Origin of the sequence: Dehalobacter sp. DCM (genome assembly GCF_024972775.1) — a bacterium.
In the GTDB taxonomy this organism is placed as follows: Bacteria; Bacillota; Desulfitobacteriia; order Desulfitobacteriales; family Syntrophobotulaceae; genus Dehalobacter.
In genome coordinates this window covers 350,448-363,472 of the sequence record NZ_CP092282.1, presented here as the reverse complement: position 1 = coordinate 363,472, position 13,025 = coordinate 350,448, and the positions used below count along the sequence as shown (strand labels likewise).

Below are 13,025 nucleotides of genomic sequence, written 5' to 3'. Positions count from 1 at the left end.
GCGGCCAAAAAAAATCTTATTTTTCAAAATCGCTTAGGATCAGCAAAATGCTCTCCTGATACTTCTTCAGGGTTTTCACCCAGTTATTAAGACATATTCGGCCTGGTTCCGTTATCTTATAAACTTTTTTAGCAGGGCCTGTTCCGCTGGTATCCCAGTCTGACAGCAGGAGTTTCTTTTCTTCCATTATCTTTAGTGCCCGGTATATTCCCGTACTGTCGACCGGTTCATTCCAAAGTGGTTGGTGGTTCAATATCTCAATAATCCGATACCCGTGCAGCCCTTCATGATGTTTGTTCAACAGGACCAGTATCTTTGGCTGGATCAGCTTGTCGAGGTTATAGCCCTCACAGGAGCATTTGCCTTTATCATTATTGATAAGATTTTGTTCGTTGTTTTTCACCAAAAATCACCTCTTTACCAGTATATTGAAGAAACCTACACCCTAACAATACCGGAACTTCACGTGCAAATCCCCAGTATTTCGCCGGTATCAATCGAAAATGTTTGTTTATCCCATCTCTTCATCCGCTGTCTTTGTGCTGATCTGCCGTTTCTTCAACTGGTACATATGGGACCGGATGCCGTATTGAATTTCCAGCCTTGCCCTGCAGGGCAAGGCTTTTTCGATGTCCGCAGCCTGCCATTTGTACCCCGGTTCCAGACAGCAGACCGTCAGCAGCAGCTCATCGCCCTCCAGTCGGCCCTGAAAATCTACAACCCCGTCGAAAGCAAAAATAATCTCGTCCAGGGCCGGCAGATCCAGCGGACTGTCTAAACGCCCTTTGACCTTGTCCAATCGGGGCAGAACGCTGCCACAGGTGCAGGGTTCTTTGAGGAAACGGCCTTTATCGCCGGTTGCATAGCGGATCAGCGGCATCGCTTCCCGGGTCAGGGTGGTAAAGACGATTTCTCCATATTCCCCGGGCGGCAAAGACCTGCCGCTGAGGTCCACCACTTCCCAGTACATGTCCGCTTCCCGCAAGTGGTAGCCCTTAAGCGCGCTGCAGGACACGCCGCCGCCCAGCCCCATTTCCGTCATCCCGTAGTGCTCGTGGACCCGGCAATGAAAAATCTCCGCCAAGCATTCTTTCAGACTATCGGCGACATAATCCGTACTCAGCAGGATAGCCCGCAGGTCAATGGGCGCGACCCCTTCGTTTACCTTCTGTCGGTAGTAATAGGCTGTTAAGAGCATCTGCACCGGATTGGCCACGATAACCTGCGGCCTTTCTCGAAACAGTAATGCGACGACCTTATCACAATCATCAACCGGTCCGTACTTCAGAGGTACCGCGCCAAAACGTTCCAGGCCCGCCGCCAGCAAATCCCCCACCCCGCCGGGACGGGCGCAGGGCAGCAGGATCAGCACCTTATCACCGTTTTTCGACATGGTCGTCATCCCGTTAGCAAAGAAATCCATGGTCAGTTCCTGATCGGCCCGGGAAAAAAAAAATCCGTTTCGGAATACCGGTTGTCCCGCTGCTGTCTAGGGTGACAATCCGCCGGATATCCTCCTGCCCAACACAAAGCATTCGGGAACCCTGCTCCCGCACGTCCCTGTCCCTGATCAGCGGCAGCTTGTCCCAATCCGCTAGGCTGCGAATTTGTTTTAATAAAATATCCTTATACAAGTAACGGTAAAAAGCGGAACGTTCCGCCGCGTAAGCCAGTCCGGCCAGCGCGGAACGTTCCTGATACGCCCGGAGAGCCGGAAGGCTGAGCTTATTCACGTCTATTTTTTTCGCCACCCAGCTTTCCAGAGGGGTAAGCTCGGTAAGCTTAGCAATACCGCCCATACAGGCTCCTTCCTTCCTGATCGGTTAAATTGTAAGCACAGAAAGGAATCAATTTATGGGTGGGGGTGGCCACATGGACCCGGCATTTCTGCAGGCGTTCCAAGTCGATGTTCCAGACGTCCTGGAAAGCCATGGCTGTAATGTTGAAGCCGTTTTCATGGATCTGTTTGATAAACAGGTCCCAATCGTCAAAAGCGGGTTCGCCGTGCTCACTGACAACGCCGCTGCCGCTGTCGCCGTCGCTTGTACTCCCGCCTGCGGCGTTTCCTGTTCTCGCCCCCCACTTGCGTCCCAGATAATTACGGGCGCCGATAATCGCGTCCTGCCCGCAGGAACAGCAGGCCTTCTCGGGCGGAGTGGAAATAGCCGCAATTTGGCCGTCGGACTTAATCTGAAACGTGCCGTGAAAGGAACAAAGAGAATGACCGGTAGCCAACGGGATAAAATTTGCGGTCCTTAAGCGGCCCTGTGTCTGGTCTTCCAGATCGCGCAAAAGCTTAGGGATAGTATAACGCATCTCATCGCTGGGTTCCTTCGGAAAACGACCAAAATAGCTGACCGGCTGAAAATGGATGCCGCGCACCACCGGCAGGTTGGCCAACAGGAAATCGACGACGGCTCCGATCTGCCCGTCATTGACGCCCGGAACGACCGTGACGACCAATACCACACTGACCCCGGCCTGCCCGCAATTCTTGATTGCTTGCTTTTTAATAGCCAGGAGCGGCTCGGAACGGATCTCCCGGTAAATTTCATCATCGGTTCCGTCAAACTGCAGAAACACACAGTCCAGTCCGGCTGCCGCCAAGCTTTGGGCGTAAGCCGGATCCGCCGCCAGCAGCTTGCCGTTACTGTTGACCTGGATGTAAGGAAAGCCTTTGTCCTTTCCCAGCCGGATGATCTCCGCCAGATCTTTCCTTAAAGTCGGTTCACCGCCTGAAAGCTGGATATTGAACGGACGTCCGGGACTGCGTTCCAGCAGAGAATCGTACAGGCTGCTTATTTCTTCCAGACTCATTTCCGCCATGGCATGCCCTGCGTCCGCGAAGCAGAACCGGCAGTTCTGGTTGCAGCGCTGGGTCAGCTCGATCAGGACGCAGCAAGCCTGCTGCTCGTGCTGCGGACAGATGCCGCAATCGTAAGGACAGCCCCTTTCCGTTTCGGTATCACAGATCACCGGCTTGTTGTTGTCCTCCTGGCGCAGCCAGACTTGATATCTTGGTTTGCCTTCCCAGACCAGGCTTTTAAAGTCACCGTGCTCCGGGCAGGTCTTTTCCAAGTAAATATTATCGCCATAAGCGGTCTTTTGGGCCGGAATTCGTTCCAGGCAAACCGGGCACACGCTGACCGTCTCCTTAAGGACTTTTCTCCTGGCTTTTCGCTCGTTGCTTTCGTTCATTTCATTGGCTTCAATGATTTTACTTGTTTCATTGGTTTCATTATCTTTGCGCACCATTCCCACCACCTACTCTTTTTCCCAAACGGACAAATAATAGCCGATCTTAACATTTTTGATATTTTGCTGCACCGTACACGCCTTGTCACAGGAACCCAAAAGGCTCTCCCAAAAAGCGGAGATTGAACCGTAATTCATGATCAGACCGGCCAGAAAACCCTTGTAGACAGAGGTCTCGTCATGCCACTCCTTCAGCTTGAAGCCAGCGCCGGCCACTTCCTGACAAACCACATCCTGGCTGGTGATGCCGTTAATGCAGGTCACCATCGGCAGCTGGGAAAAAGCCTGGGCATTTTCCCGGATATACAAATCGCTGATAATCAGCTTGCCCCCGGGGGCCAGAACGCGCCGGATCTGTTCCAAAGCCAGCGGTTTATCCTCAAAAAGGGTAAAGACGCATTCCGTCAGCACGCCGTCGATAGCGTCATTTGCATACGGCAGGTCGTATACACTCCCCACTTGAACGTTCAGCGTGCTGTTGCGGGCTTTGGCCTTGGCGATCAGTTCTGCGGAAATATCAATGCCCAAAGCTTCCATCCCGCACTCCAAAGCTAAAAACTCCGTTGTTTTGCCGCAGCCGCAGCCGATATCCAGCAGGCGGCTGCCAACAGGAAACGCGGCAATTTTCAGAGCTTTTCTGGTCAGTTCCAATCCGCCGGGACGTAAGGCTTCTTCCGTGTATTGCTGAAATTCTTCATTTTCATATAAGACGCTGGTGTCTTCGGGCGAACCTTGCGCCTCATCCTGTAATTCACTCATAAACGTTAATCTTTCTGTCCTATCGTCTTTTATCATCCTTTATTTCTCCTCCAAAGCCGTTTCCGCTTCCAGCATCTTGCCTAAAGCCAGGCTCTCGGATATATAGCTTTGGCCGCACCGCGGACAGCTCAGGATTTTCACCGGGAACGTGCTCTCCAGATAGCTCATCGTTACCGGCAAAGGTTCCAGTTCGACATCGCAGGCCACGCAGCGGATCCGTTCGTCGTTTTTGACTTCCAATTGAAAATTTGCCATTTAATCCTCCCCAATGCTGATACGGTGACTATAAGCGTTATAGATTTCGTAGCCCCCGTCTTTGGGCGCGTATTCCACCCAGTAGGTGATAATCCCCGGTTTATAGCCGGCAAGAAAATGATTGTCCGCCGGACGGATCAACTTCCGGTTCTGCGCTTCGGCAAAACGAATAACTTTTCGGATATTGTCCTCATCAATCAGCCGCTCCTCCATCAGGCGGCGGATCGGCGGGCTGATGAAAAGCAGCGGTCCGTCATCCTGGTCCGGTCCCCGGCCGTCCGGATAAAACTCCTGCAGCAAGGCTATTTTCAAGCCCCGGCGGTTTTCCTCCTTTTGCCTCAGGCCCGGCGCGGGACGGCAGGCTTTTTCCGGCGTATCCTGACCAAAAATCACATCCAGAATATGATAGGTCGGCTTGCCGACGCTGACAAAAAAATTACGGCAAACCGCACAGTAAGCCAGATAATCCAAAGGACTCTCGCCAACTCTTTTCACCGCCGCCTTCAGGGCGGCATCTTTATTTCCACAGAAAACCAAACCGCTGTAGCCGCAGCATTTGGTTTTATTCCTACTGTATTCCAGTTCTTCGATCTGATAGCCGGCTTCCTGCAATATATGCCGGACAGCGTCCTGAACCTCTTTTTCATGACGGACTGTGCAGCTGTCGTGCACCACAACCGTGCGCGGCTGTCTCCGGGCCTGAGGCAACCCGTATTCGGCAAAAACCTCCCACAAAAACTTCACCCGCATCTGGGGTTCGGCCGCTTTAAACTGCTGGTAGCAAGTTCCGCAGCCGACGATCATAACCGGTTTGCCCAGCCGGGACCATTTCGCCAGCAATTCAGCCATAGTTTGCTCGAAAAGCTTCGGCTGCCCGGCCCAGTCCGCCGGCGCGCCGCAGCATCCCAGGAATATTCCGACACTATCCAATTTTTCCTGTAAATAGCGGTAAGCCGGGGCAATATATTCCGGCATGGTCGCTGCCATTTGACAGCCCGGGAAAAACAGGTAGGCGCTTTCTTCCCGGCCGGCGCGGTGACGGCATAAGCTAAATTCGTCGCTGTTGGAAAAAATCATGTCTCTTACCGGGAGATCGTCCGTCTTCGTCTCCGCCTGCACGACAGCGTGCCCTGACTGTTCCAGTTGGCCTGGCTTATCAAGTTTACCAGGCTTATTCAGCTTATTTCTTCTCTCTGGCCCTTCCCCGCCGGATAAAGGCAGGGCATTGGGGCAGATATCCTCGCACAAACCGCAGCGCGTGCAGCCTGTCTCTTCCCCTTTATCCGCGCCGCCGCCCATAACCGGAGCAGCGTCGGCAATTTCTTTAATATAAGACTTGGTAAATTTCTGGAAACGTTCCGCCAGCCTGCACTCCCGGCTGCAGCTGGTGCAGCGGCAGTCCAGACAACGTGCGGCTTCCGCCAGACACTCGTCCACGCTGTATTCGCTTTGGGCCGGCTTAACCCGGCTCGTTATCGCCTGGACCTGTGGTTGAAATTCAAGTTGGCTTTCATAAGCCCCTTCCCCATAACGGGCCGCTGTCAGCGATTTATTTTTTAAAAAACGGTCCAGGGATACAGCCGCCCTGCGCCCGTCGGCAATAGACTGGACAATAGAGTAATCTTCGCCTTCCCTTAAGATGCCGCCGCCGATGAAAACCTTAGGATTGCCGGTCTGCAAGATCTTGATGTCGATGTCACGATCACCAAGTACAGCTTCAGCTAAGGTCTCATCTCCGCTCAGGTAGACGCCGTCATATTCCTCCAGAATTTGCTTCCACGGAATATCTCTGCCGATCTCAGTCTGCAGACGGAATTCAATGGGCAGCGCCGTAAGCGGGGCCAAATCCAAAGCGACGTCTTTCACGCTGACACCCGCTACTGTATGTACTCTGCCGCCCAGATTTCCGCTTTTTTCAAAGAGTGTGAGGGCAAACCCTTTTTCGTACAGAACCCAGGCGGCAGCTAAGGCGCTGAGTCCCCCGCCGACAAGGGCTACTTTTTTTCTGATTTGAATTTCCGGTGCCAGCTGCGGCGCCGGGAACGATGCATTGGCCGCAACCGCTCTTTCCAGTAGGTTAACGGCAATGCTCTCGTCCAGCTCCGCCCTTTGACAGGCCTGCTCGCAGGGGGCCGGGCAGGCTTTGGCCACAAGTCTGGGAAAATATACGTACTTTTGGATTAGCCCCGCCGCCCCGCTTAAATTCTCTTTCCGGATGAGACTTACCAGCTTACGCACCGGCAGGTGCAGCGGGCAAGCCGCCTGACAAAAAGGCGCGTGTTCGGCTATGCATTGCGCCTCTGTTTTTTTGATTTGATTCGAGATCATTGCTCCTCCTCAGTGATGTGCTCTATTCCATCTGTTTCCATATACCCTAAAATATCCCCGAGCCGGAAGGTCTCGCCGTCGTCCAGGCAAATCTCCCCGATCCGGCCGGAACAAGGAGCGGGTATTTGAATGGTGGTTTTTTGGACTTCGCCTTCGCAGACAGTTTCCCCTTCTTCCACCCAATCCTCAAGGTCCGCCAGCCAAAAAACCTGTCCTTCCTTATCCTGCATATCCAATGGATTCTTTTCACATTCACAGGCATATTTGCCGACAACTTTCTTGGCCAAATCCGGAACCGTTATCGCCACTTTTGACATTCATCGTCCCCCTTTTACACGCTTTGCTGATAAAACGGGCATTGTCCACGTTTGCATTCTTTGTTGCGTGCACTGTGCGTGCACTGAATCGCGCCGCAATCCGCCAGATCAATTCCCAGGTGTTCCCGGCTGAAGCTCGAAGCATATTGCAGCGCCAGATAGGTATTGCGCTTACAGCAGCGCGGGCCGTTTATTTTGGCCATTTCCAACAAGCTTTCCGCTGTGCCGAGATTGACCGCGGACCAGGTTTCCACTGAATAAGGAGTGGTGTTGGTCAGCACACTGGCATAGATGCCTATGCCGATGGCCGCGCCACAAGCGCCATACAAGCCGCAAAAAGCGCCCAGCACATTTTTGGAACGGGTTTGAGTTTCCTCCAGAAGCTTCGCCAAATCGTCGGCCGGCCGCCCTTGCATCCGGCAGGCCGCCGTGAGCAGCACTGCCGGCACCAGATAGTGGTGCTCCGGACAATGCATAAGAAAATCCGGGTGTTCCATCAGGGCTTCCGCCATCTCCAGCGGGGGCTTGGACGGAGATTCACTGTAATATTTCAGGCATTGTGCTGTAATATATCCGTATAAATCAAAATTATTTAACCGTTCTTCCATAAAAAATACTACCTTTCGTTTCGTTCGGACAGACCGTCATTCATTTGATTGTTTTTAGATCAATTTACTGTCTGCAAATCTGTCCGTTGCGAGTCTTTACTGTTTATGTTCAAGCTTTGCTTAACGTAATGCTTGTTTATAGCATAAGGATTTAAAGGTATATTCCTTTTATTGGGCATGCTTATTGCGTTTTTCTGTTTTCTAAGACTCACCAAATATTTGTACAAAGTATCACCTCCTCATTTCGCTAAAGTATAATTCGTCTTACCGACAATTCTCTTTATTATCAATGCCTCATGAGTAATATTATATAAATTGTCTTACCGTAGAATATTGATGCATTTTTCGTGCCAGAATATGCTTTTTCTTACAATCCTTTAAAACAGGGACTTTCCACGCTTTACCTATTTTTTTATCATTGCGCTATTTTTCGATTTTGCACAACATTTATCATTTTGATACTTTTTTATAATAAAAAGCAGGAGATGTACCCTGCTTTTTATTCCATACTATGATTATGTTTTTTGACCCTGAAAACTAAACTGGCTGTAAGCAGAAACCTTCTTATTTTCTTTTATCGTTTTACTGCTCTGCCGCATCCCCTAATACGACTTTAGCGAAATAATTCCACCGCTTTTTCTGCAACCCGTCTTCCAAATAACTGAAATAGTTCTTTTTTTCCCTCCAGATCGTCTCTTAACGCAACAGGTCCCAAATGAATGAACGGTCTGCCGCAGCCCATCCCGGACGAGTATACCAGCATACCCTTGACCAGCATATGACTCAAAACACTGGAAATCGCCAGGTCTGCTCCGCCATGCATACAGTTTGCGGTAGCAAACGCTGCACCGAGCTTTCCGGCTAAGCTGCAATTCCAGTCCGTATCGAACCATTTTTTTAATTGCCAGCACATATCCGCGACATAAGCCGGTGTCCCGATAATGACTGCCTTACTGTCTTCGATGAAACCATAATCCATGGTCTCTTCCTGGGCCAGATTCATCAGTCTTACTTCGACGCATCCCGTCTCTTCAATTCCTTCTTCAATATACCCTGCCATTTTTTCCGTATTGCCTGTAACACTGACATATAAAACAGTAATCTTCATGCTAGCCTCCCTGTAATAATCTTTAAGCTCAAATAATCAGCAAGCAATCTTTATTCTTTAAAGAGCTATTGTTTATTATAATAAATTATTTAACGAACATCTCGGCATAGTCTGCTTTCCTTCCGGTAAAAACCGGCCTCGTAAACCACATTTGTTCATTACCCAACATCACTGAAAGCGGCTGAGCACGTTCAAAATCCATGTCTCCGTCCTCATTGAAGAAGGACGCATTTACCTCCAGGTGAACAACTTGACCAATCACCAGCGAATACTTTTCCCGGAGTATTTCTTCAACCAGCTTGCATTCCGCCCAAGCCAAACACCCTTCAATTCCCGGAACCTTGATCTGTTTGGACGGGAACGGCGTTAAACCAGCTTTCAGAAACTCATCAACTTCCGGAGGATAATTTTTGGAACAAACCATCACCGCATCAGCCAGATTAGTCGGAGGAACATTTATGACAAATTCTCCTGTTTCCCGAATATTGGTTAATGTATCTCTCTTTATCCAGGAAGCCAAAATTATTTCCTCATAGGGTCTTAGAATCGGGGTAATATTCGACCAGGGAGCAATATTACGCACACCGTCTTTGCTCATTGTCGAAATAAGGGCGACCGGTAAAGGCATAATCTGTTCTCTTTTACGCGGTTCCAGTATCACATGAAACACCTCTTTACTATCATGATTAGAAGTAACCCATCAGGTGTATTTTTCAGCCTGATGGGTGTTAATCCCTATGTTTATATCAATTAAAGCTAACGATTGACTGAGAAAAAGCGTTTTACTTCAGCTCAAGTTTCCTAAACCCACCAAAATCCTTAGCCATCTGGGCATAAGCATCTTTTCCTAAAAGCGCCTGATAAATTTCATCCGCTTTTTTCTCGGTATCGACATCCTTAAACTGTTCGGGATAAAGGACTTTGCCGATGTAATAAGCATCAGTGATTGATGTATCGATATTGGTCGTATAGTAATTATACGGAAGCAGGGCATAGAGTTCTCCGTTCTTTACTGCAGACAAACTTTGATAGAACTTAGGGTTTTTCTTATAGTCTTCAAGAACCGAAGCATATCCGGCCCCATCAAGAAAGATCTTATCCGGATCCCAACTGATCAATTTTTCTTTATCAATCATCAAAGAACCTGTTTTCCCAGTTTCATCGACCACATTAATGGCATGGACGGCATTAAAGAGCGAGTAATTGCCCTGCGTACTCTCTATGCCGTGGACGCCTTTCATTCCTAAGCCGCCGACATAAGCGGACGGTTTCTGAGTGTCAGCCACATCTTTGGTCCTGGTATCCAGATCCGTCTTGTATTGGGCCATCAGACCGACTAATTCCTCAGCCCTTTTATCCATGCCGATAATTTTGCCGATAAGTGTCAGGGAAGCATCGACCTGGGGATCAAAAGTTGATGTTTGGCCATAGCTTAACGCCACAACCGGAATACTGGTTTTGGACTGCAAGTTATCGGCAGTGGCTTGATCCGCTGCGTAAGTTGTAAAAATAACATCCGGTTTTACGGCAAGAATTTGTTCCGGATTCGGAGCGTTATTGGGTCCTCCCGGCCCAATAACCGGAAGCTTCGCCAGCGACGGATTGGCATAAAAGTATGGTCTTCCTGTCGGACTATCGATTTCCATTTGCTCAATACCCGCAAATATATCCGTATTCTCGAAATAGCAGCAAAGCCTTAAAGCTCCAGGACCGATCGCAACCACTTTTTTAGCTGTTCCATTGATTTCAACTTGTCTTCCCAGCGTATCCGTTACCGTGAACTTTGCGGAAGCATTCTGGGATGATTGGGCGGAACAACCGCTGAACACAAAGGTCAGACAGAAGAGAGCCGCCAGGGTTAGTGCGATTAATTGTCTTTGTGAGATAAACTTCCTTTTCATTTTTACCCTCCAATTCATATTTTTCTTCAGTTCGATTCTTTTGTTTGGATACTCTCATTGGGTCGGAATATTTAAACCGGCACCACAACCGGGATATCCTCTATTTCTTTGATTCTGACCGGTACAGCATAAACACTTTCAATATTTTCGGGCGTCATCACTTCAAGACCGCCGACGGCAAAAATAACGCCGTTTTTCAGCAGGAGGAACTTATTTGCATATCGGATCGCCAGATTCAAGTCATGCATCGTGACCACCGCGCACATTTGCTTGTCTTGGACCACACTCCGGACAATTTTGACGACCTCAAGCTGGTTTTTCAAGTCTAGGCTACTGGTCGGTTCGTCCAGCAAAAGCAGTTCAGGTTCTTGCGCCAAGGCCCTGGCTATGACAACTTTTTGCTGTTCTCCCCCGCTGAGTTCATTCAGGTAACGCAAGGCATATCCTTCCAGATCCAGAGATTTTAAAGCCTTGCGGGTAATTTCTATATCTTTTTGGGAAGCTTCCCATTGAATATACGGCTTTCTTCCTAAAAGAACAGCATCAAATACGGTGGCGAAAGCATTTTCCTGACGCTGGGCAACATAACCGATTCTTTTGGCCAGTTCCCTCCGGCTAAGTTTGCCGGTATCTTCCTCCCGGATAAACACCGTACCGGCATGAGGGCTTAACACTTTATTCAGACATTTGAGCAGTGTGGATTTCCCCGCGCCGTTTACTCCTAGAATAGCCAGAAAATCTCCTTTGGCCACGGAAAAATTGATGTCCTGCAATACCCCCCGGCTCGGGTACTTAAACGCCAATCCTTGGACGGATAAAATCATCGTCTTTGATACCCCCTTATCAGCAAGTATAAAAAGAGCGGCGCCCCAAAGAAGGAAGTGATGGCTCCAACAGGAAGCACTACCGGGGCAACCATGGTCCTGGCAATTGTATCGGAAAAAAGCATCAGCACGGATCCCATCAGAGCGGAAGCCGGTATCAAGTAGCGGTGATCACCTCCGATAATCCTGCGCATGATCTGAGGCGCGATAAGTCCGACAAAACCGATAATACCGAGAAAAGATACCGCTACTGAGGCTATTAACGCCGAAACAAACATGCCTCCCTGCCGGACTCTTTTCACGTGAACGCCCAGACTTTTGGCGGTTTCTTCTCCGCTGTCCAGCGCGTTATAGTCCCACCTTTTAAACAGGAAATAAATAAAGGCGAAAATCACAAGACAGGCCAGAATCAATACTTCCCTCCAGGCAACCCTTCCCAGATCCCCGAAAGTCCAAAAAACGGCGGCAGCCACCTGGACATCACTGGCAAAATATTGGATCAGAATGGTTCCAGCCATAAACAGGGAATTCAGCGCTACCCCTGCCAGGATCATAGCTTCGGGCGAAAAGCCCCGTATTCTTGCCAACAGCAAAATCACCAGCGTTGCCGCCATAGAACAGGCAAAAGCACAAAGCGTAACCAGATAGGGATTATTGATGGTCACCGCATCCGTACTTGTACTGGAAATACTGCCGGCTCCTAAAACAATAATGGCAATATTCGCTCCGAAAGCCGCCGCATGGGAAATACCCAGCGTATCAGGCGCGGCCAGCGGGTTCCTTAGATTATTTTGCATGACACATCCGGCCACCGCCAACCCAGCGCCGGCAGTTATCGCCGCCAGAATCCTGGGCATCCGTATTTGCCAGATGACAACACTGGAAGCATCGCTCCCTTTTCCCAGGAGCGATTGAATTACCTGAATCGGATTGAGATTAAATGAGCCGGCGTTGACAGCGGCTACAGCTAACAAGACAATTAAAAAAGCCAGCACCAAAATCACTATTTTTTTCTTATATGTATATTGGCGATAGATATCCATTTCTTGTAAATTGCATGCGTCAGTTTGTTTATGCTTCATTAGGTCTTATTCCTTCTAACTTTTTTCTTTCATTACCCTATCTCTACCAGCCCCTGCCGTAATCTTTAAAGCAGTCCAGACAAACTTTTTTGCCGTCCTGCAGTCTGATTTTATGTTCCGGCGCGCTTTCCCCGCAGGATTCACAAACCACTGAGGTAAAAATTCTTGCCGTTTCAGGCAATTCATAACTTGGTTTCATCATCTGAAAAATCTCTTCTGCCGGGGCGTTCAGGATATATGCCTGCCGCTCTTCCCTGTTCATTTCCCCTTTAAACGGCTTTAGAATTAAACGCAGGCTTTCTCCGTTTTTTCGGTTAAAAAAACTGAACGCTATTTTACCGGTTCCTCTATAGATCAGATTCCCTTTTCCCATGCTGCAGCCGGTCATGACCTGGATCGCATCGACACCACAGGCATCGTTTTCGGTAACACAGACAATTTCTTCATCCATGGAAAAGCGCACGCCCATTTTTTCCCGAGCCGTGACTGCCGCTTTATAACCGATAGCCAGTCCAGGACATTGATGGCCATGGAATTCTACCGCCTTTTCCCATTCGGTAAGTTTTACACACATTTTCAGTTCCTCCT

General features: G+C 49.3%; 15 protein-coding genes. All 15 read right to left on the bottom strand.

From position 1 onward, the window contains the following. Positions 1 to 16: 16 nt before the first annotated feature. Positions 17 to 403: a PadR family transcriptional regulator gene (locus LPY66_RS01875; RefSeq protein WP_337986439.1), complete on the bottom strand. Its 387-nt coding sequence runs from the start codon at positions 401 to 403 to the stop codon at positions 17 to 19. Between the two features lie 108 nt (positions 404 to 511). After that, the gene (locus tag LPY66_RS01870) at positions 512 to 1,402 is read right to left on the bottom strand and encodes a phenylacetate--CoA ligase family protein (protein WP_337986438.1); all 891 of its coding nucleotides are present in this window, start codon (positions 1,400 to 1,402) and stop codon (positions 512 to 514) included. Positions 1,403 to 1,406: 4 nt separating this feature from the next. Continuing rightward, entirely contained in the window at positions 1,407 to 1,799 is a 393-nt protein-coding gene (locus LPY66_RS01865; protein ID WP_337986437.1) for a hypothetical protein, read from the bottom strand. Then, positions 1,783 to 3,198, bottom strand: coding sequence for a radical SAM (seleno)protein TrsS (gene trsS / locus LPY66_RS01860; protein WP_337988181.1), 1,416 nt, complete (start codon positions 3,196 to 3,198; stop codon positions 1,783 to 1,785). Before trsS ends, LPY66_RS01865 begins: the two co-directional genes overlap by 17 nt. 66 nt (positions 3,199 to 3,264) lie before the next feature. Continuing rightward, complete coding sequence (gene trsM / locus LPY66_RS01855) at positions 3,265 to 4,050, bottom strand: DVU_1556 family methyltransferase (RefSeq protein WP_337986436.1); 786 nt, start codon at positions 4,048 to 4,050, stop codon at positions 3,265 to 3,267. Positions 4,051 to 4,053: 3 nt separating this feature from the next. Continuing rightward, positions 4,054 to 4,269: a DVU_1557 family redox protein gene (locus LPY66_RS01850; protein ID WP_337986435.1), complete on the bottom strand. Its 216-nt coding sequence runs from the start codon at positions 4,267 to 4,269 to the stop codon at positions 4,054 to 4,056. Further along, positions 4,270 to 6,597: a pyridine nucleotide-disulfide oxidoreductase/dicluster-binding protein gene (locus tag LPY66_RS01845; protein WP_337986434.1), complete on the bottom strand. Its 2,328-nt coding sequence runs from the start codon at positions 6,595 to 6,597 to the stop codon at positions 4,270 to 4,272. Then, the gene (locus LPY66_RS01840) at positions 6,594 to 6,914 is read right to left on the bottom strand and encodes a biotin/lipoyl-containing protein (protein ID WP_337986433.1); all 321 of its coding nucleotides are present in this window, start codon (positions 6,912 to 6,914) and stop codon (positions 6,594 to 6,596) included. The genes LPY66_RS01845 and LPY66_RS01840 overlap by 4 nt, the downstream gene beginning before the upstream one ends. 14 nt (positions 6,915 to 6,928) lie before the next feature. Continuing rightward, positions 6,929 to 7,522, bottom strand: a complete 594-nt coding sequence (locus LPY66_RS01835) for a DUF5714 domain-containing protein (RefSeq protein ID WP_021315130.1) — start codon at positions 7,520 to 7,522, stop codon at positions 6,929 to 6,931. Positions 7,523 to 8,135: 613 nt separating this feature from the next. Next, the gene (locus LPY66_RS01830) at positions 8,136 to 8,630 is read right to left on the bottom strand and encodes a flavodoxin family protein (RefSeq protein ID WP_337986432.1); all 495 of its coding nucleotides are present in this window, start codon (positions 8,628 to 8,630) and stop codon (positions 8,136 to 8,138) included. An 85-nt stretch (positions 8,631 to 8,715) separates the two neighbouring features. Beyond that, entirely contained in the window at positions 8,716 to 9,291 is a 576-nt protein-coding gene (locus tag LPY66_RS01825; protein WP_337986431.1) for a flavin reductase family protein, read from the bottom strand. Between the two features lie 121 nt (positions 9,292 to 9,412). Beyond that, positions 9,413 to 10,531: an iron ABC transporter substrate-binding protein gene (locus LPY66_RS01820; protein ID WP_337986430.1), complete on the bottom strand. Its 1,119-nt coding sequence runs from the start codon at positions 10,529 to 10,531 to the stop codon at positions 9,413 to 9,415. A gap of 71 nt (positions 10,532 to 10,602) precedes the next feature. Then, on the bottom strand, positions 10,603 to 11,355 hold the full coding sequence (locus LPY66_RS01815; RefSeq protein ID WP_337986429.1) for an ABC transporter ATP-binding protein: 753 nt from the start codon (positions 11,353 to 11,355) through the stop codon (positions 10,603 to 10,605). Further along, the gene (locus LPY66_RS01810; protein ID WP_337986428.1) at positions 11,352 to 12,437 is read right to left on the bottom strand and encodes a FecCD family ABC transporter permease; all 1,086 of its coding nucleotides are present in this window, start codon (positions 12,435 to 12,437) and stop codon (positions 11,352 to 11,354) included. The genes LPY66_RS01815 and LPY66_RS01810 overlap by 4 nt, the downstream gene beginning before the upstream one ends. A 43-nt stretch (positions 12,438 to 12,480) precedes the next feature. After that, entirely contained in the window at positions 12,481 to 13,011 is a 531-nt protein-coding gene (locus tag LPY66_RS01805; RefSeq protein WP_337986427.1) for an FmdE family protein, read from the bottom strand. Positions 13,012 to 13,025 lie beyond the last annotated feature (14 nt).

What these genes read in the sequence shown, in the direction of transcription:
- LPY66_RS01870 (WP_337986438.1), bottom strand. Translation starts at nt 1,402, where the DNA reads ATGACGACCATGTCGAAAAACGGTGATAAGGTGCTGATCCTGCTGCCC.
- LPY66_RS01865 (WP_337986437.1), bottom strand. Translation starts at nt 1,799, where the DNA reads ATGGGCGGTATTGCTAAGCTTACCGAGCTTACCCCTCTGGAAAGCTGG.
- trsS (WP_337988181.1), bottom strand. Translation starts at nt 3,198, where the DNA reads ATGAACGAAAGCAACGAGCGAAAAGCCAGGAGAAAAGTCCTTAAGGAG.
- trsM (WP_337986436.1), bottom strand. Translation starts at nt 4,050, where the DNA reads ATGATAAAAGACGATAGGACAGAAAGATTAACGTTTATGAGTGAATTA.
- LPY66_RS01850 (WP_337986435.1), bottom strand. Translation starts at nt 4,269, where the DNA reads ATGGCAAATTTTCAATTGGAAGTCAAAAACGACGAACGGATCCGCTGC.
- LPY66_RS01845 (WP_337986434.1), bottom strand. Translation starts at nt 6,597, where the DNA reads ATGATCTCGAATCAAATCAAAAAAACAGAGGCGCAATGCATAGCCGAA.
- LPY66_RS01840 (WP_337986433.1), bottom strand. Translation starts at nt 6,914, where the DNA reads ATGTCAAAAGTGGCGATAACGGTTCCGGATTTGGCCAAGAAAGTTGTC.
- LPY66_RS01835 (WP_021315130.1), bottom strand. Translation starts at nt 7,522, where the DNA reads ATGGAAGAACGGTTAAATAATTTTGATTTATACGGATATATTACAGCA.
- LPY66_RS01830 (WP_337986432.1), bottom strand. Translation starts at nt 8,630, where the DNA reads ATGAAGATTACTGTTTTATATGTCAGTGTTACAGGCAATACGGAAAAA.
- LPY66_RS01820 (WP_337986430.1), bottom strand. Translation starts at nt 10,531, where the DNA reads ATGAAAAGGAAGTTTATCTCACAAAGACAATTAATCGCACTAACCCTG.
- LPY66_RS01815 (WP_337986429.1), bottom strand. Translation starts at nt 11,355, where the DNA reads ATGATTTTATCCGTCCAAGGATTGGCGTTTAAGTACCCGAGCCGGGGG.
- LPY66_RS01810 (WP_337986428.1), bottom strand. Translation starts at nt 12,437, where the DNA reads ATGAAGCATAAACAAACTGACGCATGCAATTTACAAGAAATGGATATC.
- LPY66_RS01805 (WP_337986427.1), bottom strand. Translation starts at nt 13,011, where the DNA reads ATGTGTGTAAAACTTACCGAATGGGAAAAGGCGGTAGAATTCCATGGC.